Genomic DNA, 22,647 nt, shown 5'->3' on the forward strand with positions numbered 1-22,647 from the left:
GGAAAGTCGCGGGAAAAGGGCCGTGCCGGGATTCGAAGCTGGAATCAGCGCGCATTCTGCCACACGCACCCCCCCGCAGCAATGCAGCCCGCCCCGCCCCCGCCTACGCGGGCTGCGCCGGGCGGGTCCAGGCGCGGGTCAGCAGCGCCAGCCCCAGCAGCGCCGCCGCCCCCCCCAGGAACGCCACGGGCACCGCGCCCGCCCCGAAGCGCGCCACCAGCTGCCCCACCAGCCACGGCGCCGCCGCGCCCCCCACCGACCCCGCCACCAGCAGCGGAGGCACCCACCGCACCGGCAGGCTCGCCGTCATCCACGCCAGGGTCGTCCCGAACACCGGCGCCAGCGCCAGCCCCGCCCCCAGGCACGCCAGGGCGGCCAGCGGCTTCACGAACAGCAGCGCCGTGAACCCCAGCGCCAGCCCCGCACTCCCCAGCACCAGCGTCCCCGGCTGCCAGCGGCCCCCCACCACGCCCGCCAGCAGCCGCCCGGCGGTCATCGCCAGCCAGTACCCGCTCACGATCAGCGCCGCGCCGCCCACGCCCAGCGCCTCCAGGTACCGCGCCGCCCACGCGCCGTACCCGACCTCCAGGAACACGTACATGAACAGCAGCGCGGCAAACAGCGCGAACAGCCCCACCGACGGCCGCTGCGCCTCCACCTCCGGCCGCGCCTGAATGGCCGGCACGTTCCACACCCGGATCACCACCAGCGCCGCCGCCCCCAGCACCGCCACCGCCAGGAACGGCAGGGCCGCCACCGGAAGCGCCGCCGTGCGCCCCAGGCCCGCCACCAGCAGCGGCGCCAGCATGCTGCCCAGCCCGAAGCACGCGTTCACCAGGTTCGCATGCCGCGTACCCAGACTCCCATACGCCGAGTTCAGGCCCGCACTCACGTTCCCCAGCCCGAACCCCCCCAGCAGCGCACACGCCACCGCCAGCGGCCACGACGGCGCCAGCGCCACACCCGTCACCCCCAGCGCCAGCAGGACCAGCCCCGCCACCACGATCCGGCGCAGCGACACCCACGCCAGCAGCACCCCCACCAGCGGCGGCGCCGACGCCGACCCCAGAAAGTGAGCGCTGGCAATCACACCCACCCCTGCCGTGTCCACCCCGAACCGCTCCTGAAACAACGGAAACGCCGGCCCGTACATCGCCTGAATCACGCCCAGCGTCAGGAACGAAGCCAGCCCCGCCGCCAGCACAGGCAGACGGGGCGCAGGATCGGAAGGACTCACCGGGAGAGCTTACACGAGGCGCATCAGGGCGCCCCGGGACCACGCAGCTTACTTGACGATGGCGACCAGCGACACGAGCAGAATGCCCGTCTTGCCCCCCGGATCGAACCGGTACCCGATGCTGGGACCCACCATGGTCGGGAGGGAATCCGTGCGGAAGAACAGGTCCCCGTAGACGTACGTGTAATCGTTCGTCCAGTCGCGCACGGCGCGGCCGCGCACGGCTCCCAGGCCAAAGACGGGGGACGGCCAGCCGCCCGGCAGTCGGTAGGTGACGCTGGCCGTGGACTGCTCATACCGGCTGACTCCGAACTCCGGGATGATCACCTCGCCGGTCACGAACCGCTCGAAGTGCGAGGCGTCCAGCACCAGGCCCGGCAGCGGCGAGACGTTCACGGCGGCGTAGAAGTCCGCGCTGAGCTGACCCAGCCACGGCACGGGGAACAGGTAGTACCGGCCGGTGGCGGCCACATAGGTGTTGAATTTTCCGAAGGTCTGCCCGTACCCCACCGTGGCCTCGGTGCGGGTGTAGGGCGCGGCGAGGTCTCCCTTGAAGGCCAGTCCGGCCGTGTTCAGCACGCGCACCCGGTCGTTCCACAGCGTGAAGGCGTACCCGCCGGAGAAGTCGGAGAGGCCGCCGTCCCGGAGGATCCCGCTGAACTGCATGCCCTTGTAGGGATCGTGGGTGACCTGAAGGGTGGGCACGTTGTAGAACTTTCCGACGGCGAAGGTGGTGTCGTTCGTGCGCAGGCTGACGGCCGCGTCCAGGTAGGTGGGGGCCTTGACCAGCGTCAGGCGGATGTCCAGCGGGGTGGGCAGCGGGAAGTAGCGCACGCCGTAGCCGTCGGTGTTCGAGACGACCGCCTGCAGGGACCCGAAGCGGCTGAAGTAGTCCGGGGGCAGCTGAAACCCGCCTGTGGTCTGGGCGGCGGCGGTGCTGAGGCTGAGAGCGGCGCCCGCGAGCAGGGCCCGGGCGGCATGAAGAAGGCGGGTCATGACCCGCCCATTGTGCCGCACGACGTTGACACAAAGATCACTGGCGCGAATCTTCAGCGTCTGACGTTGACGATGGTGACGCCGTGGCCGCCCTGGTTGGCTTCGGCGTCGTGGAAGGATTCGACGTTCTTGTCGGTTTTGAGGTAGTCGCGCAGGGTGCGGCGCAGGACGCCCATGCCCTTGCCGTGCACGACGCGCAGGGGGCTTTCTTTCATGGCGCGGGCTTCGAGGATGGCGGTGCGGAGTTCTTCCACGGCTTCCTCAACGCCCAGGCCGCGGAGTTGCAGTTCGCTGCTGAAGGTGTTGGGGGTGGTGCCGGCGAAGCTGAAGCCGCTGCGGAGTTTGGGCTGGCCGGGGGCGGGTTTGGGTTCCTGTTTGAGGCGGACGTCGCGGCGTTTCACGCCGACTTTCATGACGCCGAGCTGCACGACGAGGTCGTCGCCGCGCAGTTCGAGGACCTGGCCGCTGGCGTTGTAGGCGGGGACGTCCACGTTGCTGCCGACGCGGATGGGGTCGCCACGGTCCTCGCGGGCCGGGGGGGCGGGGCGGGCTTTCTGCGCGGCGGTGCGCAGTTCGCGGAGTTCCTGCATGACGCGGGGGCGGGCGGTGTCTTCCTGGGCGCGGGCGCGCAGGGTGCGGACGCGTTCGATGGCGTCGGCGTAGAGCGCCTCGGCTTTCTGGGCGGCCTCGGCGAGCATCTCGGTGCGGCGCGTTTCGAGGGTCTCGCGTTCCTGGCGGACGCGGGCGAGTTCGGCCTCGGCACCCTGGCGGGCCTGGGTGGCCGTCTCGAGTTCGCGGGCGAGGTCGCGGCGTTCGCGTTCCAGCCCCTCGAGCATGCGTTCCATGATCCCGGCCTCGGGGCCGAGCAGGTCCTCGCCGCGGGCGAGGACGCCGGCGGGCAGGCCCATGCGGCCGGCGATGGCCAGGGCGTAGCTGCGGCCGGGCTGGCCGACCTGGAGGTGGTAGGTGGGGCTGAGGGTGTCGAGCTGGAAGCCCATGCTGGCGTTTTTCAGGCCGGGGGTTTCCAGCGCGAAGAGTTTCAGGGGGGAGAGGTGGCTGGTGATGATGCCGCGGGCGTCCTGCGTGAGCAGCGTTTCGATGATCGCCTGGGAGAGCGCGGCGCCCTCGTCGGGGTCGGTGCCGCTGCCGAGCTCGTCCACGAGGACAAGGGTGTCGGGGCTGGCGTGGCGCAGGACGTAGCGCAGGTGCTTGAGGTGGGAGGCGAAGGTGCTGAGGCTCGCCTCGATGCTCTGCTCGTCGCCGATGTCCACGAGGACGTCCTGGACGACGGGCAGCTGGGCGCTGGCGGCGGCGACGTACAGCCCGCACTGGTGCATCAGGACGGCCAGCCCGAGGGTCTTGAGGGTGGCGGTCTTGCCGCCCATGTTGGGGCCGGTGATCAGGAGCAGTTTGGTGTCGCCCAGCGCGATGTCGTTGGGGACGGGGTTCTCGATAAGGGGGTGGCGGGCCTCGCGCAGGTCGTACTGGCCGCTGGGGGCCTGTTCGGGGCGGTTGAGGCGCCAGTCGCGGGCGAGGCGGGCCTTGGCGGCGATCAGGTCCAGTTCCCCGACGGTGATCAGGGTCATGGGCACGTCGGCGTCGGCGGCAAACGCTCCGGACAGGTCGGTGAGAATGCGGCGGACCTCGGCTTCCTCGTCGAGGATCAGGCGGGTGAGTTCGTTGTTCAGCTGCGTGACGGCGGCCGGTTCCACGAAGTACGTCTGCCCGGTCGCGGAGGCGTCCACGATGATGCCCTGCACAGTACCGACGCGGCTGGCCTGGACGGGCAGCACGTAGCGGTCGCGGCGGATGGTGACGATGTGCTCCTGCAGGACGTCCGCCCATTTTTCCAGGGTGCTGGCGAGCTTCTCGCGGATGCGGCCGCGCAGCGGCTCGATGCGTTTGCGCAGGTCCCGCAGGCGGGGGCTGGCGTCGTCACGGACCTGCCCTTCGCGGTCCAGGGCGGACAGCACGCGGCGCACGAGCTCGGAGTGGTCGCCGAGGCCCAGGGCAACCTCGCGCAGCGGGCCGCGGGAGTTCGCGCCGATGGCGCGTTTGACGGTCATGGCGCCGTCCAGGGAGTACGCGGCCTGCAGCAGTTCCTGACCGCTGAGCACGCGGCCTTCCTGGGCGCGGGCGTGCAGTTCGCGGATGTCGTGAATGCCGCCCAGGCTGAGGCTCACGCCGAACAGGGCGTCTTCGACCTCGTCCAGTTCCCGCGCGATGCGGCCGGGGTCGTCGCTGGGCTGAAGCGCCCGGGCGCGCTCGGTGCCCAGCGACGTCGCGCTCCGTTCCGCGAGGGCGTCACGGACACGGGGGAAATCCAGGGCATTCAGGGCGCGGGCATCGAACGGCATCTCGGGTACGCAGCATAACAACGTGCCCGGGAGAAAACGTGCGCTGAGTGGCTTACCGGCCTGTGTCCGGCGCGGCGGCATCCGGCCCGGGTGCGACTGGCTGAACATGACGAGACTTCCCATGTGGATTCTGTGTCGCCTGGGCACGAAAGCGGGGGGCCGGCCAGCAGTCCGGCTGGCGCGGGAAACGCCGGCACAGCACGAGGAGGCCGTCATGCCCATGACGGCAGCGACGGCCCTCACGTTTCCCGCGATGGTGCGGCACGCCGGGGCCACCAGCTCTCCGATCCACCGGCCCCGTGCGGCCCGGACCGCGCGCCGTTCTGCGTCCCGGTGCATGGCCTTGACCCGCGCTGCATACCGCGCTATATTTTTCTCTATCAGCGCCCAGGTGGCGCGTTTTTTATTGCCTGTCAGGCACCTTGGCCTGCTTCCGGCCGGGCATGACGGCGGGGCGCTGCTCTTATACTCCCGCCATGCATTCCCCCCCTTTCTCCGCGCTGGCAGCTGTGTACGACGCGATCATGGCGGACGTGGAGTACGACCACTGGGCGGATTTCGTGCTGTCGTACGCGCGGGACGGCGGGCTCACGCCGGGAGCGGCGCTGGACCTGGCGTGCGGCACGGGCGGGTTCACGCGTGAACTTGTCGCGGCCGGGCTGGACGTGACCGGCCTGGATTTCAGCGAGGAGATGCTGCGCGAGGCGCGGGTCCGGACGCCGGGCGTGACGTTCGTGCGCGGCGACCTGCGGACCTTCACGCTGGAGCGGGCCTTTGATCTGGTCACGTGCGTGTTCGACAGCCTGAACAACCTGCTCACCCCGGAGGACCTGGGGGCGGCGCTCGCGCGGGCGCACGCGCACCTGCGCCCCGGGGGCCTGTTCGCGTTCGACGTGAACACGCGCGTGGGCGTGCGGGAACTGTGGGAGGGGGACGCCATCGAGGGCCTGGCGCCGCTGCAGGGCGGCGGGGAGGTGCACTACCACTGGTCGCATCACTTCGACCCGGACGCCGAGGTGGGCGTGGTGCAGGCCTTCTGCCGGGTGGGGGACCAGGAGTTCGTGGAGACGCACCGCGAGCGCGGCTACGACCCGGCTGAACTGCGGCCCCTGCTGGAGGGCGCGGGGTTCACGCGTTTCGAGATCGTGGAGTACCCGGATTACGCAGACCCGGCGCCGGACGTGCCGCGCGTGTGGGTGTTCGCGTGGCGGGAGGCGGGTCAGTGACCGGGGCGGGCCCGGCGCTGCCGGTGCTGGGCGCGGGCGGCTGGGGTACGGCCCTGGCGGTGAGTGCCGCGCGGGGCGGGCAGGCGGTGAGGTTGTGGGCGCGGCGGCCGGAGTTCGCGGCGCGGCTCTCCCGCGAGCGGGTGAACGCCGAGTACCTGCCGGGCGTGGCCCTGCCGGATGACGTGGAGGTCACGGCGGATCTGGGCGCGGCGGTGGCCGGGGCGGAGTTCGCGCTGGTGGTCGTGCCGAGCGTGGGCGTGCCGGACCTGCTGGCGGACCTGCCGCGGGACCTGGGCGTGGTGCTGTGCGCCAAGGGCCTCGCGCCGGACGGTGAGCGCCTGACGGACCTGGCCCACGAGCTGGGCTTCACGCGGGTGGCGGTCCTGAGCGGCCCGAACCACGCCGAGGAGGTCGGGCGGGGCCTGCCGGCCGCGACGGTGGTGGCCAGCACGGACGAGGCGCTGGCGCTGGGCGTGCAGCGCGCCCTGATCACGCCCACACTGCGGGTGTACACGAGCGCGGACGTGGTGGGCGTGGAGCTGGGCGGCGTGCTGAAGAACGTGATCGCGCTGGCGGCCGGGATGGTGGACGGCCTGGGCCTGGGCGACAACGCCAAGGCCGCCCTGACCACCCGGGGCCTGAGGGAGATGGTGCGGTACGTGGTGTCGCAGGGCGGCGCGGACGACACGGTGTACGGCCTGAGCGGCCTGGGGGACCTGATCGCCACGGCCACCAGCCGGCACAGCCGCAACCGCGCGGCGGGCGAGGCGATCGCGCGCGGGGAGCACCCGGGGCAGGGTGGGAAGGTGGTGGAGGGCCTGCGCACTGCGGACCTGCTGGATTCCTGGGCGACGGCGCACGGGGTGGACCTGCCGATCGTGCGGGCCGTGCACCGGGTCACGGCGCGGGAGTGGACGCCGGCGCGCGGCGTGGCGCACCTGATGGAACGCGAGGCGAAACCGGAGTAGGGCCCGGGGTGGTCTTTGCCCCCGCCGGTTTGACTCGGGACCAATTCGGGCCTTATTTTTCCGTGCTGGCCGAGAGGTGCAGCCGCAGTCAATGACGGATGGTGTACCTGCACATCCGGCCGGGTACCAAATGTTGTACCTTCAGGGGCAGGAAGGTGTTACAGTTCACGCTGTACCACGAGACCCCACCGCCCACTGGTTCCCGCCCGCCCAGCGCTGCCGGAATCCTTCCCTGGACTGGCCCGCGCCCGTCCCCAGCCCCTTTCGCGTTTCAATCCCGCTTTCCCCTGTTTCCCTTCAAGGAGTCCCCATGACGACCCTGGCCTCGCAGCCCCTGACGAACTTCGACGAGAACGCCCAGCACATCGCCAAGCGGCAGTACCTCCAGCCCGGCGACGGGGACGTGGGCGGCATGTTCCGCCGGATTGCGAACTGGGTGGCGGGCGCCGAGACGGAAGCCGAGCGGGAGCACTGGGCGCAGGCGTACTTCGACCTGATGGCCGAGAAGAAGTTCTGCCCCGGCGGGCGCGTCCTGGCCGGCGCGGGCACGCAGCACGGCAACGTCCTGAACTGCTTCGTGCAGGGCGCCACCGAACACGCTCCCAGCTCCTTCGAGGGCGTGATGGAGGTCGCGAAGAAACTCGCGCTGGTCACCAAGGTCGGCGGCGGGAACGGCGTGAACCTGGACGTGTACGCCCCCCGCGCGCAGAGCAGCCGCGCGGACAGCGGCGTGCGCGGCTGGGCGTACATGAGTGCCACGCACGCCGACGTGGAGGATTTCATCGAGGGCATGATGCGCCCCCCCACCCAGCCCGACGGGGACAAGCAGCCCGTCGCCGTGCGCAACTGGACGCGGGTGGTGTACGGGCAGGTGATCCGCCCGGACCTGGTGGCCCTGGCCCGCGCGAACGGCGTGTCGGTGGTCCGCACCCTGCCTGAGGGCGTGCAGGCCGTACCGGACGACATGGGCGGCATCATCGACGCGGCCCGCAAGGTCGCCGAGGACGCCAAACTGGGCCTGGAACCCCGCATCGACCTGAGCAGCATGCGGGCCGAGGGCGCGCCCATCAAGGGCTCCGGCGGCACCAGCAGCGGCCCCGTGAGCTTCCTGCTGGAAATCTTCGACAACTTCCTCGAATGGGCGAACCGCGGTGCCGAGCAGAGCGGCCCCATCAACACCCTGCGCTTCGTGTACGCTCCTGTGCTGCGCGTGGTGCGCCAGGGCGGCACGCGGCGCGGCGCGGGCATGGCGACCATCAGCATCGAGCACCCGGACGTGCTGGACTTCCTGACTGCCAAGGACCTGGACCGCGAGGCCTCCGAGGGCGACATCAGCACCTTCAACATCAGCATCCTGGTCACGCAGAAATTCTGGGAGACCCTGGAACAGGGCGCCCTGTGGCACTTCGACGCGCAGGACGTGCCCGGCAAGTACCACCTCGTGCCGCAGCAGGGCGGCTTCAACGGCCAGATTCCGGAGCTGCCCGACCGGGCCGAGGACGGCGCCCGCGGCGTGCCCGTGTACCGCAGCGCCCAGCCCGGCCTGTTCGACGCCAGTGAGACCCGCCCCGGCATTCCCGCACAGTGGCTGTGGGACCAGATCGCCCAGCACGCCTGGAGCACCGGCGAGCCGGGGCTGATCTTCAACGACCGCGTGAACGAGTACAGCGCCCTGAAAAACCTCGGGGAACGCTACGAGATCCGCAGCACCAACCCCTGCGGCGAGATTCCCCTCACCGTGGGTGAACCCTGCGACCTGGGCGCCATCAACCTCGCCGCGTACGTGAAAGGCAGCGACTTCGACTACGCCACGTTCCGCGCCGACGTGCGCACCTGCGTGCGCTTCCTGGACGACGTGCTGGACGTCAACGTGTTCGCGCTGGAAGACAACCGCGTGGCGTCCCAGGACCTGCGCCGCCTGGGCCTGGGCGTCATGGGCCTTGCCGACGCCCTGATCAAGATGGGCCTGCGCTACGACAGCGAAGCCGGCCGCACCGCCATCAGCGAGATCATGAGCGCCCTGCGCGAGGAAGCCGTTGCCGAAAGCGAACGCCTCGGCGTGGAACGCGGCGTGTACCCCGTCTACGCCCGCCACGAGAAGAAGATCCCCCACGCGCCCCGCCGCAACGTGGCCGTCCTGACCGTCGCCCCCACCGGCACCACCAGCATGCTCATGGGCGTCAGCAGCGGCATCGAACCCGTGTTCAGCCCCTTCATCTGGCGCAAGATCGGCAGCGAATACCGCGCCCTCCTCGCCCCGCTGTTCGTGGAACTCCTCGAAACGTACCCCGCCCCCAGCGGCATGGAAGGCAAGGACGGCGGCTGGGACTGGGACAAGGTCACCGAAGCCGTCAGCGAGAACCACGGCAGCGTCGTCGGCCTGCCCTTCATCCCCGACGCGCTGCAACAGGTGTTCGTCTGCGCCCACGACATCAAACCCGAAGACCACGTCCGCATGCAGGGCGCCGTGCAGACCGCCTTCGACGCCGAAGGCTACGCCGCCAACAGCCTCAGCAAAACCATCAACCTGCCCAACAGCGCCACCGTGCAGGACGTCAAAACCGCGTACGAGGAAGCCTACCGCACCGGCTGCAAAGGCATCACCGTGTACCGCGACGGCAGCCGCCAGTTCCAGGTCCTCAGCACCAGCAAGAAAAAAGAGAAAAAGACTGAGGACACCCCCACCCAGCCCGAAACGCAGACCACCACCGCCAGCGTGGATCTGACCCCCGCACCCACCCCCGCCCCGGCCGCCCCCAGCACCCAGCCCGGCACGCCCGCCCCCAAATACCAGCGCCCCGCCCGCCTCGCCGGAGTGACCGACATGGTGAAACTCACCGACCCCACCAGCGGACACCGCCGCAGCTTCCTCGTCACCGTCAACCACCTCGACCGCAAGCCCGTGGAAGTCATGGTCATTTCGGGCCGCGCCGGCGACGAAGCGAACGCCGACAGCGAAGCCCTCGGCCGCGTCGTGAGCATCGCCCTGCAACACGGCGTGCCCGCCCAGGCCATCATCAAAACCCTGCGCGGCATCAACGGCGGCCTGTACGGCAGCTACAACGGCCGCCTCGTGGGCAGCAAAGCCGACCTGATCGCCGTCGCCCTGGAAACCTTCGCCAAGGACCTGGGCGACGCCCCCGCCCTGCCCCCGCTGGCTGGCGGCAGCACCGACCACGCCCCCAGCAGCGAACCGCACGGCGTGAGCGTGGACGGCATGCAGCGCGAACGCTGCCCCGTGTGCGAGGAGAAAGCCATCATCCGCGAGGAAGGCTGCCTCAAATGCCAGGCCTGCGGCTACAGCAAATGCGGGTAAAAAGGGTGGTTCGAGAGCAGTTCCAGACTTAACGATATGAGGAGGCGACGTGACTGTCGCCTCCCGCTTCTATGTGGCTCAATCTCTACCAGCCTAATTTCAGCTTCCAGTATGCGGAACCCAGATCGCGCCGATCGAAGACCACGTATTCAGTCACAGCGGTAACACCGCAATACACCTTTGTCTGAGTACTGCCTTCCTTGCGCCAGAGCATTGTTTTGACCTGCGGCGCCTTGACGCGCCGGACATAAGACAGACAAGACTCAAGATCATCCGCCGACAGTTGCTCCACTTCATCGTCCAGGGAAAAGTCTTTAAGCATCTGAACAGCTACATCGTTGTCCCTAGGGCTGACAAAAGCGTAGTTCAGGTATTGAGCGGTCGTTTCCTGACCACCCAGCCTGGGAATGACCCAGTTGAAGGTCAGCTTGCCTGAAGGCGCCCGAAAGACCTGATCTATGACCCTCCAGTCTCCAGCAGTTCGAGTACGCTCCGAAAGCAGATTAAGTGAGTAGTCGCGCGCAAAATTCTGCATAAATGGCGTGAGAGCTGCCAGCCCCCAACCGCTCAGGGCCATGACAGTGGTCACAAACGCGGTGGCGCCGTGCCCGAGAAGTTGTAGGGACTCACTACCAAGGCTTTTGGGCTTCATTTCTGCCGTCCCGCATCTAGAGGCCTATAACGACTGAAATAAAACGCTTCCTGTTGCAGAGTGTTTGGTGTCTTCCAGATGTCACTGGCCTGCGGATCCCAGTTGTAACCACTTACTTTCTTCTTAACCCCAGACCAGGTAAACCGGTCTGTCTTAGGGAACCACCAGATCGCTTTGTCTACACCAATACGGTAGACCCCACCCTGCGCTACGGAAGCAGGAAGTTGTGCATTAGGCGTCGACTCAGCAATCATCATTTGAATACCCTTTCCATCTGGCCCTGGTCCGACACGCGTTACGACCCGAATATGGCCCTCTAGCCACATGGTATCCCCCGGTCTGACTTCTTTGGGCGAGTCCACTTTAGTGAATTGACCTCCGTTGCCGTGCAAACTGCCGGAGTTTCTGTACTCACGTACTCCAGCATCTCCCAGATGAGGATCTTTCCCCACAACATTTGTGGTCGCATAGTCAAGCGCTTGGGTAACAAATCCTGAGCAATCAACCCCTATGCCGTATTTCTTCAGCCAGCCAGTCACCATCGCCGACGAAATATTTTGTGGGGGCACACCGAAGGGGTTCATATCTACAAGCGTCTGAGTGAAGCGAGCCATTTCAGCAGGACTCCCCTTACCATAGGTTGCCAAGCTAGGCGCCTTATAGAAAACACGGAGGTCGGCCGCATTCATGTTGCGGCGATTGGCCATGACTTGGTCTTTCATGTCGCCACTGAAAATGAAATAGGGCGTTCTGATACTTAGCTGCTTCGACTTTCTCTCTGCTCCCGCTTGCCAGTTTACCGTCACCGAAAATACAAATTTTTCCGTAAACGCTTCAAGCGCTTCAGTGACACGTCCATCGAAATCGTGCGATGGCGCAGCAGGCTGGGTCTCGGGGACTTGAGTCTGCGCTTGGACTGGTGTCGGAGGTTTAGTTTTCCCTGCAGCAACCGCCCCAGCGGGAGACAGCTCGGGAACCTGCCTGAAGTAGTTCGTGACGAACCCCTGCTCTCGAATCTCGCCAGCTGCCTCCAGCCGCGTGATCAGACCGTCGTTATTCGTGTCGAACTGCCGGTTCGACTCGTAATTGTCGTTCTTGTCTGTGGAGCGATACCAGATTTCCGACTCCCGGCCTGGGGCAAGAATCTCTTGATAAATTGCGTCGTACTTATCGCCCGGCGTTAATTTGTTGATAGGTATAGTGAAGTAAAGCACCACGAATTTCATCTGCTCAGCGGGAGTCATGTTCAGGAGTTCACCACGGGAGACTGATGTCGCCGTGACTCCAAGCTCCTTCGCTTTTTTCTTGCCTGCTGAGGTTTCCAGAAACTGATTTAACGCAGGGATCCCTACACTCGGTGTGAACTGAATCAATCCAACCGCACCTTTCTTACCCTTCCGCCGAGCCTCCTCATTTTCTACACCTGGGCTGAATGTTCCCGCCGATTCATAACCGATAACCGCAGCCAGGTCGTTTGGATTAATGCTCAGCTTCTGTGCGCCCCAAAGAATCGCCTGCTGCACTTCCGCATTACCGTCAAAGCCCTTTAAACCTGTTTTGACAGCCTGCCATTGCGCCTGATCAGGGGACGAATTGGGGTTGGCAGGTCCGTCTTGTTGATTGGCCTGGAGTTCAGGTCGACCAGGGGACTCCAACTCTCCATTATTCAAAGCACCTTTTGACAGTTGTGACACTGCGGAACTTGACTTGCCTGGAGCAGGTATTGGCAGTGGGGCCGGACGGGTGCGGATCAGACGCAGCGTATCCACGCTAAACTCCTTATTCCGGAAGGAGGCGCTGAGCATATGCCCAGATGGACTGAAGCGTCCTTCAAAAACCGCTTCATTCTCGGTACCTTTCAGAACAAAGGTGTGGTCTTCCCGAAGTTGTCCTTCCAGATGCCACCCTTCATTACGCCTTCCGGGAGAAACCTGGTAACGCGCGTGAAGATGACCGCTGATGTCACGTTGAACGCGTAGCTGAAAGTTGATACCTTTGGCCGCACCGCTGAAGTTCCGTGTCCAGGCCTGCTCAGCGGGCTTCAGAGCGGGAATCTGTCTTGAGGGAATTGCTGGAGCTGTGGCCTGTGGACTCTTGGGAAGCTGGGCTTTCCGAGGTTTCTCAGCAAACATAAGTCACCTTGAACAGTTGAGGACGCGAGCTTTTCAGGACCGGTCCTCAACTTATCCCATTCACTTCCAGCATCTTGCCGAAGTTGACGCAGCTCTTGACAGAGAGGTTGTTTGACGGGTTCGACAAGCATTCTCAGTGACTGAAACCAACCCGGCCACTGCAAACAACACCTGTCGAAGCGAAGATCAGGTTCTCACCGCCCCAGCTTGAGGACGCGGCCGCTGCCGTATTCGGCGACGTACAGTTCGCCGGCCTCGTCCTCTCCGAAGGTGGAGGGGTTCTCGACCTTGCCCAGGCTGGCCTTGTTCCAGGTGGTGCCGGTCGTGCGGGCGGCCCAGACGGTGCCGGTGGCGAAGTCGGCGAACACGTACTGGCCTTTGAGGGTGGGAATGGCCTGGCCGCGGTACACGTAGCCGCCGGTGATGCTCTGTCCTTCCTGGCGGCCGTAGACGAGGACGGGTTCGGTGAGGCCCTGGGTGCGGCAGCCGTTGGCGGGTTCGAAGCAGGTGCGGCCTTCGCGGGTGCGCCAGCCGTAGTTCTCGCCGCCTTTGCTGTTGCGGGGCTGACGGTTGACTTCCTCAAAGGCGTTCTGGCCGACGTCCGCGATGATGAGGTCGCCGGTCTGCCGGTCGAAGGAGAAGCGCCAGGGGTTGCGCAGCCCGTACGCCCAGATGTGGGGGTTGGCGCCCTGCCGGTTCAGGAAGGGGTTGCCCGGGGCGGGTTTGGCGTCGTCGCCGCTGACGTCGAAGCGCAGGATCTTGCCGAGGGGGGAGTTCAGGTTCTGGCCGTTGTTCTGCGGGTCGCCGCCGGACCCGCCGTCGCCGAGGCCCAGGTACAGGAATCCGTCCGGGCCGAACGCGAGCTGGCCGCCGTTGTGGTTGGCGTAGGGTTGCTTGGCGGTGAAGAGGACCTTGGCGGTGTTGGGGTCGGCGCGGCTGAAGTCGGGGGTGGCGGCGTAGCGGGCGAGGACGGTGTCGCCGTTGCGGTCGGTGTAGTGCACGTAGAGGCGCCGGTTGGTTTCGTATTTGGGGTCGAAGGTGAGACCGAGCAGGCCGCGTTCGCCGCCAGCGCGGGTGAGGGCACTGAGGTCCAGGAAGGGCGTGGTTCGCACGTTCCCTCCCTCGATGACCCGGATCTGTCCGGGCTGGAGGGTGGCGTACAGGCGGCCGGAGCCGTCGCCGGCGTGGGTGAGGGTGGTGACCTGCTTCAGTCCGGTCGCGTACGGGGTGAACCGCACCTGTGGCGCTCCCTGTGCCAGGGCGAGGGTGGTGAGCAGGGCGGCGCCGGTCAGCGCCGCGCGGACAGAGTGGCGGGACATAGGCCAGTGTGCCGGGTGCGTGGGCGGGGGAACTGTAAGCCGCGCCTCTCGCCGGGGCGGGTACGCTGGAGCATGACCCCTCCCCTGCCGGCTGCCCTGGAGTCCTATCGTCATCCTGGCCCGGAGCGCTTTCAGCTGTACGGCGTGCTCATGCTGCTGCTGGTTGGCACGGCGGTGCTGGGGCGCGGGCGGCCGGGGGATCTGGGCACGCGGGAGACGTTGCGGCGCAGTCCCTTCGCGCGGGTGATGTTCATGGACATCGGTGCCCTGAGCACGCTGGGGGCGCTGTACCTGCTGCTGAACGGGCGAACGCCGGTGCGGGTGCCGGGTGCGGTGGCGTCGCTGTTCGCGGGGAGTTTCGCGCTGCTGCCCGCCCTGGCGTACGAGGACTGGGCGAAGATGCAGGAGAAGGCAGGAACAGGTACCGAGGAATACCGGCGGGACTGACGGCGGGCAGGTGCGTCCTGCCGGCCGGGCGGTCTCCCCTACCATGCGCGCATGCGTCGTCTTCTCGTTCTGCTGGCCCTGTGCACCGGGGGGATGTCTGGGGCGCAGGCCCTGCCTTCGGTGTCCGAGGTGCAGAAGCTGCCCCTGCTCCACGATCCCGCTGCGCCCGTGGTGAAACAGGTCTTCACGGCCGCGGAGCGGAACCTCATCTCCGGGGTGGCGCGGGCCGTGAATGCCCGCCGGGAGTTCCAGGCCTTCCTGGCGAGGCATGGGGCCAGTCCCATCAATTCGAATCACGTGCTGCTGTCCTTCGTGGCTCCGTTCCGTTCGGCGGTGGCGGAGCGCCTGACGGTCTTGCAGGTGTTTGCCGGTGATGCGGCGTGGCTGGTGTTCGCGTTTGGTGAGGGCAACCGGGTGCAGGTGTACGCTTCGGCGGGGAGCGGCGGGCCTTTCTGTGCCTGGACCCAGGCGTACACCGTGAAGGACCTGAACGCGGACGGCCGGCGGGAGCTGGCCCTGGTGCAGGCCTGCGCGGACGGGCCGGGCGGAGCGTCTGCCCTTCACCTCTACGGTGCCGGTCCGGGCGGGTTTCAATTCTGGGGCTCTGCCGAACTGACCTCCCACTTTGGAGGCGATAACCGGTGGTCCATGCGGTCCAGCTGTCTATTCGTGCGGAAGGGCCGGACCTTCGAGGTCTACGCGGTCCGGCGGCTGGAGGAGGGGTTCTACCAGGGCGGGTACGGCCGGGAGAATCTCAGGCTGACCGAGGAGGGCATGGCCGTGGTGCGGGTGCATCTGCGGGTCTCGCCTGAAGCGCGTCAGTTCCCGCTGGTCCGGCTGTTCTGAGGCCCGGCAGACAAAAGGAACTCCCGCCCTGATCAAACGGGGCGGGAGCGTGAGCAGCTTGCGTTCAGTTGGTGGGGTCGTTGTCATCCTCGCGGGTGCCCTCGGCGTCGCTGACGATGTTGCGCTGTACGGCGTCCTCGCTGTGCGCGCCGGGTTCCTGACGGGCGCCGCGGCCGGGCCCGGTGTTCAGGTCGTTGGTGACGGCCTGCTGGTCGGTCATGCGGTCGGTGTTGGTGGTGTCGTTGGGGGTGCGGTTGTTGTCGCCTTCAGCCATGAGGGGCCTCCTTTGCCGTGGGGATTCGTGGGGGTCAGCGGTCGTTGTTGCCGTCGTTGCCGCCGCCGCTTTCGCTGCCGTTGCGGCGCCCGTCGCCTTCCTTCTCGTCGCGGCTGGGGTCGCCATTGCCAGGGTCGCGTTGCCCGCCGGGTTTGGGCTGGTTGTCGCGGTCGTTCTTGTGGTCGGGGTCGTTTTTCTTCTCGGCCTGGGTCATGCCTCAGGGTGCGGGCAGGGGATGGTGCGGGCGTGAGGGCAGCCTTCAGGGGCCTGATGCGGGTGTTGGGGTGGGCTTCACGGGCGGACGCGGCGGGGCAGACGGGAAACGGCCCCCGGGTGGGGGCCGTGCTGGGGGCGGGGATGTTCAGGCGTGCGTGGGGGTGCCGAGGGTGGTGGGGGTGCGGACGGTGCTGCTCGTGGGGCGGCGCAGGAAGGTGAAGGCGGCGATCACGGCGGCGAGGGCGAGCGCGGCCCAGCCGATCCAGGTGGCGATGGAACCCATGAGCCAGAAGGCATACGCGGTCAGCAGGATGCTGCGCAGGCTGTCGCCCATGAACAGCGTCTGCCGCAGTTCACCCAGTTTCGCCACTTCCGCCTTGTCGGCCGCCGGGTCCTTGCTGGCCTTCATGAACGCCCCGCTCACTTCGGTGTACGTCTTGCCCTGCGACGAGGCCATCATGTGTTCCCAGATGTAGTTGTTCGCGTACACCTGCGCCTTAGAACCCGTGTCCAGATCCGTGCCCAGGTAGGGCTTCAGGGCGTCCTGGGAGGCCTGCGGGAGGCTGGCGATGCCTTCGGCGGCGGGCATCACGATGCGTTCCTGCTTGAGCTGGTCGGACACGTACCCGTGTGCGAAGTTCCCGACGAACATGAGGGCGATCCCGACGACGAGGAGGACGAGGCTGGCGATCATGCTGATGTTGCGTTTCATGGTCTGCTCCTTGGGTGGCAGGAGGACCTGTGCGGGCGGCTGAGACTGGGGGGGGCCGCGGCTGACCTGTCGTCCTGTCGACGTCGAGTAGTTGCGCGTGTGCAACCTCCGACTGAGGTAAGCGTACGCCCTACACTTAGGTATGTCTGTCCCTCCCACGCCCCACCCCCGGGAAGACCCTCTTGAACCCCTGCCCGTAGAACGCCTGCTGCACCGCGTCGCCACGCTGCACTTCCTGATGTCTCACCGGATCGTGCAGCGCCTGGGCATCAGTCAGGTGGAGCTGTTCGCGGTGAGCATCGTTCACCTGCACGGCGGCCTCAGCGCCGGGGAACTGGCATGCGAGACCGGCCTCACGCCGGGCGCCACCACGCGCCTGATCGACCGGCTGGAACGGCAGGCGCTGCTGCGGCGCGTGCCGGACCCCGCCGACCGGCGCCGCACCGTGGTGCAGCTCGACCCGCAGGGTGTGGCCCGCCTGGACGCCGACCTGCAGCCCCTGCGGGAGCTGTACTCGAACGCCGTGAACGGCCTGGCCGGCCCTGAGCGCTCCGGGCTCACGCGGTACCTGGAGGCGGCCGCGCGGGACATGGAGGCGTTCGTGCGCCACCTGCCGCCCTGTGCCGAGCCCGCCGAGGCCGCCACCCCGTCCTGAGGTCAGTTGGCGGGGCTCAGGACGCGCAGGGCGCCGGGCTGCACGCGGATCTCCACCACGCCGCCGGGCGCGGCGCTGCGGCGCAGGTCGGTGTCCACGTGCCACACCTGCCCCAGGTCTGCCACGGTGAACACCTGCCCGTGGTCGGCGTGCACGCCGGGCTGCGTGTGGAACGTGCCGCGCAGCATGGCGGCGGCGTACTCCAGCAGCGGTTCGCGGTTCAGGGCCTGCATGCGCACCAGGGTGAACTGCCCGTCGGTGGGGTCGGCGGGCGGCGCGAGGTGCAGGCCGGTGCCGGTGCTGGGCGTGTTCATGACCTCCAGCACTGCCAGCGGGGGGCTGGGCACGCCCTGGCCGTCCACGGTGACGCGCACGCCCAGCGGCTGCTGCCGCGTGAAGACCTCCAGCATGCTGCCCAGCGCCCGCACGGGGCTTTTCGCCAGGTGCGGCCCGTAGTCGTCCAGGATGTCCGCGAACAGCCCGCAGCCGCACGCCTCGATGAAGTGGTCCTCGCCCCAGGGGCCGCGGACGAGGCCCACGTCGAACGGCCGGGGGCGGGTGCGGGCGTGCGCGCGGGCGGCGGCCAGCGGGTCCAGGGGAAGGCGCAGGGCGCGGGCCACGTTGTTCGCGGTGCCCATGGGAATCACGCCCAGCGTGACGTCCGGGCGGTTCAGCAGGTGCAGGGCGGCGCTGCGGATGGTGCCGTCCCCACCGGCGACGAACACCGTGCCGGTCGTGGCGCGCAGCAGTTCCGGCAGCGCTTCCGGGCCGGGCGTGACGTGCAGGGCGGCGTGGTACCCGGCGTCCTCCAGGGCGCGGTGCAGGTCGGGCACGGGCGCGCGGGCGCTGCTGCCGGCGCGGGCGTTGTAGATCAGCGTGGCCGGCTGTCCGGAAGGGGGCATGCGGGCCTCAGGCTAGCGCGCCGCGCGGGGCCAGGCGGCAGGGCCGGACAGGACAACGCCGCGCCCGGACAGCGGCGCGGCGTGAAGGAGGGGGAGGTCAGGGCTTGGGCGTGAGGCGGAAGTCGCGCAGGCCCAGCGTGTACGCGTCGCCGGGCGCGCCGACGGCGCCCAGAATCTGGAACTGCGCGCTGGGGTTCGTGACGGGCGCGGTGAAGGTGTACGTGAAGGTCTGCGCGGTGGGGGTCAGGTCGGCGGTGGCGTTCAGGTAGCGGGCGTAGCTGCCGCCGTTCTCGCCGACCACCACGGCCACGCTGCGGGGCGTGTCGGCGCGGCCCTGGAAGGTCAGGGTGTACGTGCGGTCCTGCGTGAGGGGCACGTTCACCTGGTTGAGCTGCACGTGCCAGTTGTTCGCCGGGTTCACGTGCGCCACCTTCAACTGGATCTCGCCGCCCTGCAGGGCGGCGCTCAGGCCGCTGGCGCCGTCCTCCCAGGTGGCCCAGTACGCGGTGCCGGGCACGCCGGGAATACCGGGGTCGCCGGGCACGTCCTGCGTGAAGGCCGCGTTGTACAGCAGGTTGCCGTCCGGGGCGGGCGGGCGCGGGCCGGCGGCGTCCCCCACGGCCCGGACCTGCACGTCGTCCAGCCACACGGCGTTCGCTCCGGCGCCGCCCAGGTTGAATTCCAGGCGGGCGGCGGCGTCGGTGGTGCCTTTCATGTCGAAGGTCAGGGTGTGCCGCGTGCGGGCGGTGCCCAGGGGCACGCTCTGCTCGCCGGAGTACGCGGCGTACCCGCGGTCCTGCCCGCCGCCCACTTTCACCATCATGGCGCGGGCGGTGCTGGCCCAGGCGTCGAAGCTCACCTCGTAGCGGCGGCCCTGTTCGATGTTCAGGCCGTCCTGGCGGACCTGCACGGCGTAGTTCACGTTGCCGGGCGCGGTGATGTCGGCCTTCAGGGCGCGGCCCTGCACGGCGTCGCTGCTCAGGGTCACGGCGCTGTCCAGCGTGAACAGCGTCCAGAAGGCACTCTGGGGCACGCCGTCCAGGTGGGTGGCGTCCGGCGTGACGCGGGGGTCGGTGTCGGCCCAGTCGAAAGACGGGTTGTACACGAGGTTCCCGTCGGGCAGCGCCGGCCGGGCCGGGCGGGGCGTCCAGGGGTAGGTCATGTCCGGGCGGGCGCCGGGGTCGCGCGCCTCGTCCTCCAGGCCGTACACGCGCACGTAGTCCACGCGCATCTCGGCCGCGTCCGGCGTGGTGGCGTCCGGGTTGCCGTCGAAGTTCCCGCCCACGGCGAGGTTCAGCAGCAGGTGGAAGGGCCGGTCGAAGGGCGCGGGCCAGGGGTTCAGGTCCGCGTCGCTCCCGGGCGGGTTTTGCGCGGCGCTCCACCACGCGGTCTTGGTCTGGGTGACCTGCCCGTCGATCTTCCAGACGATCTCCCCGGGCCGCCATTCCAGGGTGTAGGTGTGCCAGTCGTTCACGCCGCCGGGCACCTCGGCCGTGACGCCGGAGTAGGTGTTGTTGGGCCACACGCCCCCGTAGTGCAGGGTGTGCGCGACCTGCGTGGGTTTGCTGCCCCAGCCCTCGGCGATGTCGATCTCGCCGTTGGCCGCCCAGGAGGCGTACGGGCTGGGGTCTTCCGGCAGCATCCAGATGGCCGGCCACAGGCCCTTCCCGGTGGGGAACTTGGCGCGGATCTCGAATTTTCCGTACGTGCGGCTGAACTTCCCGGCGGTGCGGATGCGCCCGGACGTCCACCCGAAGGTTTGCGGGGTGCCGCCGGCCGGCGCGGTGAAGGCCTCCTTGCGGGCGGTGATGACCAGCTGGCCGTCCTCCACGCGGACGTTCGCGGGCCGGTCGGTGTAGTACTCCAGTTCGTTGTTGCCCCAGCCGGAGACGTACTCGCTGCCGTTCATGAAGCCGTTGCCGGTCTGGTGCCCCCAGTGGGCGGGGTTCAGGGTGGTGCCGGTGAATTCGTCCTGCCACAGGGGCGTGGGGCCGGACCCGGCTTCGGGCGTGCACGCCGTGAGCAGGGCCAGGGGGGCCAGCAGGGTCAGGGCCAGCCGGAAGGTGGGGGACGGGAGACGCGGGAAGGAAGGCTCGGTCATGGGGTCTCCTGGGGACGCGGGAGGGGGCTCAGTCGGCGGCGACGGGCGCGCGCACCAGGTCGCGGTACCACAGCCCGGAGTCCTTCCAGAGGCGTTCCTGCGTCTGGTAGTCCACGTAGAACAGCCCGAAGCGGCGGCTGTAGCCCCAGCTCCACTCGAAGTTGTCCAGCATGCTCCACGCGAAGTACCCGCGCAGGTCCACGCCCTGGCGGATCGCCTCGGCGCAGGCACCCAGGTGCGACTGGTAGTACGCCACGCGTTCCGGGTCGTGCACCACGCTGCCGGTGCCGCGCTCGTCCGGGTACGCGGCGCCGTTCTCGGTGATCAGCAGGTTCCGCGCGCCGTACTCGCGGTCCAGGCGCACCAGCAGGTCGGTCAGGCCCTGGGGGTACACCTCCCAGTCCATGTGCGTGTACCCGGCGCCCTGCGGGCGGGCCTGACCGTCGGCGGAGGCGTACGTGCGGCTGTAGTAGTTCACGCCCAGGAAATCCAGCGGCGCGGCGATCACGTCCAGGTCCCCGTCCCGGATGTCCGGCAGGTCCCCGGCGAAGTCCGCGAGGAGGTCCTCGGGGTACGCGGCGCGGTAGATGGGGTCCAGGAACCAGCGGTTCGCGGTGCCGTCCGCGCGGCGGGCGGCGTCCCGGTCGGCGGGGCTGTCGGTGGCGGGGTAGGCGGGCGTGAGGTTCAGCACGATGCCCAGGTCGGCCTTCACGCCCTGGGCGCGCATGGCCTGCATGGCCTGCCCGTGCCCGAGCAGCAGGTGGTGCGCGGCGGCCAGGGCGCCGCGGCGGTCCCCGCGGTGGCCGGGAGCGTGCTCGCCGATCTCGTAACTGAGGAAGCTGCTGCACCACGGTTCGTTCAGCGTGGCGATGCTCGCCACGCGGTCCCCCAGGCGCCCGGCGACGTGCGCGGCGTACTCCGCGAAGCGGTGCGCGACCTCGCGGCTGGTCCAGCCGCCCAGGTCCTGCAGGGGCTGCGGGAGGTCCCAGTGGTACAGGGTCAGGTAGGGGCGGATGCCGCGCGTGAGCAGGCCGTCCACCAGCCGGTCGTAGAAGTCCAGCCCGGCGGCGTTCACGGGGCCCGACCCGGTCGGCTGGATGCGGGGCCACGCGACGGAGAAGCGGTAGGCGTTCACGCCGAGTTCACTCAGGAGGTTCAGGTCGTCGGGCCACAGGTGATAGTGGTCGCAGGCGACGTCGCCGCTGCTGCCGTCGCGGATGCGGCCGGGTTCCCGGCAGAAGGTGTCCCAGATGCTGTCCTGGCGGCCGTCCTCACGGGTGGCGCCTTCGATCTGGTAGGAGGAGGTCGCCGTCCCGAAGATGAAGTTCGGGGGGAAATCGGCGCGCTGTACGGTCATGGTGGCTCCTTGAGGTGGGGCGGGGGTGCGGGAATGGGGCGGGGCTGGGCGGGGCTCAGCCCTTGGTGGCGCCGGCGGTGAGGCCCTCGATCAGCTGCCGGGAGGCCAGGGCGAACAGGATCAGCAGCGGCAGCACGGTCAGGGCCACGCCGCACATCAGGGCGCCCCAGTCGGTGTTAGCGATGCCCTGCAGGGCGCGGATGGCGAGCGGCGCGGTGAAGGTCTCGGCGGAGCGGAAGATGATGAGCGGGCCCAGGAAGGCGTTCCAGGACTGCACGAAGGTCACCAGGCCCAGGGTGGCCATGGCCGGCCCGCTGAGCGGCAGGATGATGCGGCGGAAGATGCCGAATTCGGTGGCGCCGTCGATGCGGGCGGCTTCCAGCAGGTCTTTCGGGATGGCGCTGCCGATATACTGCCGCATCAGGAAGATCCCGAAGGCACTCGCCATGCCCGGCACCCACAGGGCGCGCGGCTGGTCGATCCACCCCAGGGCCTGCATGATCAGCGCGAACGGCACGATGTTCAGCGTGCCGGGAATCAGCATGGTGGCCAGCAGCAGCGCGAACAGGGGCTTCTTGCCCTTGAAGTCGTACATGGCGAACGCGAAGCCGCCCAGCGTGCAGAAGAACATAGTGGTGGCGGTGGTCAGGACCGCCAGGTAGGTGCTGTTCCAGAGGTTGCGCCAGAACGGCGTGCGTTCCATCAGGCTGGTGTAGTTCTCGTCCAGGTTCGTGCCGAACCACAGGGGCGGCGGCAGCTGGAAGATCTCGTCGCGGGGGTGGGTGGCGAACACGAACATGAAGTAGAAGGGCGCGATGGTGAGCACGGCGCCCAGCAGGATCAGCAGGTACGCCCCCAGCCGCGACAGGGGCGGCAGGGTGCCCCGGGCCGGGCGGCGGGTGACGGCGGGGGCGCGGTCGGTGAGGCTGGTCAT

19 protein-coding genes are annotated in these 22,647 nt (G+C 68.4%); 6 read left to right on the forward strand and 13 right to left on the reverse strand.

Annotation, left to right across the window (positions count from 1 at the left end):
* Window positions 1-103: 103 nt before the first annotated feature.
* The 3 genes from DFI_RS13255 to DFI_RS13265 are packed head-to-tail and all read right to left on the reverse strand — an operon-like array spanning window position 104 to window position 4,590.
* Window positions 104-1,237, reverse strand: coding sequence for an MFS transporter (locus DFI_RS13255; protein ID WP_027464200.1), 1,134 nt, complete (start codon window positions 1,235-1,237; stop codon window positions 104-106).
* Between the two features lie 48 nt (window positions 1,238-1,285).
* The gene (locus DFI_RS13260) at window positions 1,286-2,233 is read right to left on the reverse strand and encodes a hypothetical protein (protein ID WP_244940278.1); all 948 of its coding nucleotides are present in this window, start codon (window positions 2,231-2,233) and stop codon (window positions 1,286-1,288) included.
* A 53-nt stretch (window positions 2,234-2,286) separates the two neighbouring features.
* Complete coding sequence (locus tag DFI_RS13265; RefSeq protein ID WP_027464199.1) at window positions 2,287-4,590, reverse strand: endonuclease MutS2; 2,304 nt, start codon at window positions 4,588-4,590, stop codon at window positions 2,287-2,289.
* A gap of 476 nt (window positions 4,591-5,066) precedes the next feature.
* On the opposite strand from DFI_RS13265, the gene DFI_RS13270 reads away from it, so the two are divergent.
* The 3 genes from DFI_RS13270 to DFI_RS13280 all read left to right on the forward strand — a co-directional run bounded on the left by DFI_RS13270 (window position 5,067) and on the right by DFI_RS13280 (window position 10,100).
* Window positions 5,067-5,816 carry a class I SAM-dependent DNA methyltransferase gene (locus DFI_RS13270; RefSeq protein ID WP_027464198.1) on the forward strand — a complete coding sequence of 250 codons (750 nt, stop codon included), beginning with the start codon at window positions 5,067-5,069 and terminating at the stop codon, window positions 5,814-5,816.
* Window positions 5,813-6,784 carry an NAD(P)H-dependent glycerol-3-phosphate dehydrogenase gene (locus DFI_RS13275; protein WP_027464197.1) on the forward strand — a complete coding sequence of 324 codons (972 nt, stop codon included), beginning with the start codon at window positions 5,813-5,815 and terminating at the stop codon, window positions 6,782-6,784. The genes DFI_RS13270 and DFI_RS13275 overlap by 4 nt, the downstream gene beginning before the upstream one ends.
* A gap of 310 nt (window positions 6,785-7,094) precedes the next feature.
* On the forward strand, window positions 7,095-10,100 hold the full coding sequence (locus DFI_RS13280; RefSeq protein ID WP_027464196.1) for an adenosylcobalamin-dependent ribonucleoside-diphosphate reductase: 3,006 nt from the start codon (window positions 7,095-7,097) through the stop codon (window positions 10,098-10,100).
* Between the two features lie 85 nt (window positions 10,101-10,185).
* Here the strand turns inward: DFI_RS13280 and DFI_RS20270 are convergent, their stop codons facing one another.
* The 3 genes from DFI_RS20270 to DFI_RS13285 form a co-directional block, all read right to left on the reverse strand.
* Window positions 10,186-10,752, reverse strand: a complete 567-nt coding sequence (locus tag DFI_RS20270; RefSeq protein ID WP_155864608.1) for a hypothetical protein — start codon at window positions 10,750-10,752, stop codon at window positions 10,186-10,188.
* Window positions 10,749-12,884: a hypothetical protein gene (locus tag DFI_RS20275; RefSeq protein ID WP_155864607.1), complete on the reverse strand. Its 2,136-nt coding sequence runs from the start codon at window positions 12,882-12,884 to the stop codon at window positions 10,749-10,751. Before DFI_RS20275 ends, DFI_RS20270 begins: the two co-directional genes overlap by 4 nt.
* A 194-nt stretch (window positions 12,885-13,078) precedes the next feature.
* Window positions 13,079-14,203 carry a PQQ-dependent sugar dehydrogenase gene (locus tag DFI_RS13285; RefSeq protein ID WP_027464195.1) on the reverse strand — a complete coding sequence of 375 codons (1,125 nt, stop codon included), beginning with the start codon at window positions 14,201-14,203 and terminating at the stop codon, window positions 13,079-13,081.
* Between the two features lie 72 nt (window positions 14,204-14,275).
* On the opposite strand from DFI_RS13285, the gene DFI_RS13290 reads away from it, so the two are divergent.
* Together DFI_RS13290 and DFI_RS13295 are read left to right on the forward strand one after the other, a co-directional pair.
* Window positions 14,276-14,650, forward strand: coding sequence for a hypothetical protein (locus tag DFI_RS13290; RefSeq protein ID WP_043779574.1), 375 nt, complete (start codon window positions 14,276-14,278; stop codon window positions 14,648-14,650).
* A 51-nt stretch (window positions 14,651-14,701) separates the two neighbouring features.
* Window positions 14,702-15,496, forward strand: coding sequence for a hypothetical protein (locus DFI_RS13295; RefSeq protein WP_027464193.1), 795 nt, complete (start codon window positions 14,702-14,704; stop codon window positions 15,494-15,496).
* 64 nt (window positions 15,497-15,560) lie between these two features.
* Here DFI_RS13295 and DFI_RS13300 read toward each other — a convergent pair whose 3' ends face one another.
* The 3 genes from DFI_RS13300 to DFI_RS13310 all read right to left on the reverse strand — a co-directional run bounded on the left by DFI_RS13300 (window position 15,561) and on the right by DFI_RS13310 (window position 16,698).
* Window positions 15,561-15,770 carry a hypothetical protein gene (locus tag DFI_RS13300; protein ID WP_027464192.1) on the reverse strand — a complete coding sequence of 70 codons (210 nt, stop codon included), beginning with the start codon at window positions 15,768-15,770 and terminating at the stop codon, window positions 15,561-15,563.
* A gap of 34 nt (window positions 15,771-15,804) precedes the next feature.
* Window positions 15,805-15,984: a hypothetical protein gene (locus tag DFI_RS13305; RefSeq protein ID WP_022800822.1), complete on the reverse strand. Its 180-nt coding sequence runs from the start codon at window positions 15,982-15,984 to the stop codon at window positions 15,805-15,807.
* Between the two features lie 147 nt (window positions 15,985-16,131).
* Window positions 16,132-16,698 (reverse strand): hypothetical protein, encoded by a 567-nt coding sequence (locus DFI_RS13310; protein WP_027464191.1) that lies wholly within the window; start codon window positions 16,696-16,698, stop codon window positions 16,132-16,134.
* 142 nt (window positions 16,699-16,840) lie between these two features.
* On the opposite strand from DFI_RS13310, the gene DFI_RS13315 reads away from it, so the two are divergent.
* Entirely contained in the window at window positions 16,841-17,353 is a 513-nt protein-coding gene (locus DFI_RS13315; protein ID WP_051308283.1) for a MarR family winged helix-turn-helix transcriptional regulator, read from the forward strand.
* Between the two features lie 2 nt (window positions 17,354-17,355).
* On the opposite strand, the gene DFI_RS13320 is transcribed toward DFI_RS13315, so the two are convergent.
* The 4 genes from DFI_RS13320 to DFI_RS13335 all read right to left on the reverse strand — a co-directional run bounded on the left by DFI_RS13320 (window position 17,356) and on the right by DFI_RS13335 (window position 22,647).
* Entirely contained in the window at window positions 17,356-18,255 is a 900-nt protein-coding gene (locus tag DFI_RS13320) for a diacylglycerol/lipid kinase family protein (RefSeq protein WP_027464190.1), read from the reverse strand.
* Between the two features lie 97 nt (window positions 18,256-18,352).
* A complete protein-coding gene (locus DFI_RS13325; RefSeq protein ID WP_027464189.1) occupies window positions 18,353-20,356 on the reverse strand; it encodes a carbohydrate binding domain-containing protein in 2,004 nt (667 codons plus the stop codon).
* Between the two features lie 28 nt (window positions 20,357-20,384).
* The gene (locus tag DFI_RS13330; protein WP_022800817.1) at window positions 20,385-21,713 is read right to left on the reverse strand and encodes a GH1 family beta-glucosidase; all 1,329 of its coding nucleotides are present in this window, start codon (window positions 21,711-21,713) and stop codon (window positions 20,385-20,387) included.
* 55 nt (window positions 21,714-21,768) lie between these two features.
* A complete protein-coding gene (locus tag DFI_RS13335) occupies window positions 21,769-22,647 on the reverse strand; it encodes a carbohydrate ABC transporter permease (protein WP_022800816.1) in 879 nt (292 codons plus the stop codon).

Origin of the sequence: Deinococcus ficus, from assembly GCF_003444775.1 — a bacterium.
Taxonomy (GTDB): domain Bacteria; phylum Deinococcota; class Deinococci; order Deinococcales; family Deinococcaceae; genus Deinococcus; species Deinococcus ficus.

Bases quoted from the DNA above. Each gene is read 5' to 3' on its own strand.
- DFI_RS13310 (WP_027464191.1), bottom strand. From the start codon at position 16,698: ATGAAACGCAACATCAGCATGATCGCCAGCCTCGTCCTCCTCGTCGTC.
- DFI_RS13295 (WP_027464193.1), top strand. From the start codon at position 14,702: ATGCGTCGTCTTCTCGTTCTGCTGGCCCTGTGCACCGGGGGGATGTCT.
- DFI_RS13305 (WP_022800822.1), bottom strand. From the start codon at position 15,984: ATGACCCAGGCCGAGAAGAAAAACGACCCCGACCACAAGAACGACCGC.
- DFI_RS13265 (WP_027464199.1), bottom strand. From the start codon at position 4,590: ATGCCGTTCGATGCCCGCGCCCTGAATGCCCTGGATTTCCCCCGTGTC.
- DFI_RS13315 (WP_051308283.1), top strand. From the start codon at position 16,841: ATGTCTGTCCCTCCCACGCCCCACCCCCGGGAAGACCCTCTTGAACCC.
- DFI_RS13280 (WP_027464196.1), top strand. From the start codon at position 7,095: ATGACGACCCTGGCCTCGCAGCCCCTGACGAACTTCGACGAGAACGCC.
- DFI_RS13290 (WP_043779574.1), top strand. From the start codon at position 14,276: ATGACCCCTCCCCTGCCGGCTGCCCTGGAGTCCTATCGTCATCCTGGC.
- DFI_RS13330 (WP_022800817.1), bottom strand. From the start codon at position 21,713: ATGACCGTACAGCGCGCCGATTTCCCCCCGAACTTCATCTTCGGGACG.
- DFI_RS13325 (WP_027464189.1), bottom strand. From the start codon at position 20,356: ATGACCGAGCCTTCCTTCCCGCGTCTCCCGTCCCCCACCTTCCGGCTG.
- DFI_RS13260 (WP_244940278.1), bottom strand. From the start codon at position 2,233: ATGACCCGCCTTCTTCATGCCGCCCGGGCCCTGCTCGCGGGCGCCGCT.
- DFI_RS20275 (WP_155864607.1), bottom strand. From the start codon at position 12,884: ATGTTTGCTGAGAAACCTCGGAAAGCCCAGCTTCCCAAGAGTCCACAG.
- DFI_RS13300 (WP_027464192.1), bottom strand. From the start codon at position 15,770: ATGGCTGAAGGCGACAACAACCGCACCCCCAACGACACCACCAACACC.
- DFI_RS13320 (WP_027464190.1), bottom strand. From the start codon at position 18,255: ATGCCCCCTTCCGGACAGCCGGCCACGCTGATCTACAACGCCCGCGCC.
- DFI_RS13335 (WP_022800816.1), bottom strand. From the start codon at position 22,647: ATGACCAGCCTCACCGACCGCGCCCCCGCCGTCACCCGCCGCCCGGCC.
- DFI_RS13270 (WP_027464198.1), top strand. From the start codon at position 5,067: ATGCATTCCCCCCCTTTCTCCGCGCTGGCAGCTGTGTACGACGCGATC.
- DFI_RS13285 (WP_027464195.1), bottom strand. From the start codon at position 14,203: ATGTCCCGCCACTCTGTCCGCGCGGCGCTGACCGGCGCCGCCCTGCTC.
- DFI_RS20270 (WP_155864608.1), bottom strand. From the start codon at position 10,752: ATGAAGCCCAAAAGCCTTGGTAGTGAGTCCCTACAACTTCTCGGGCAC.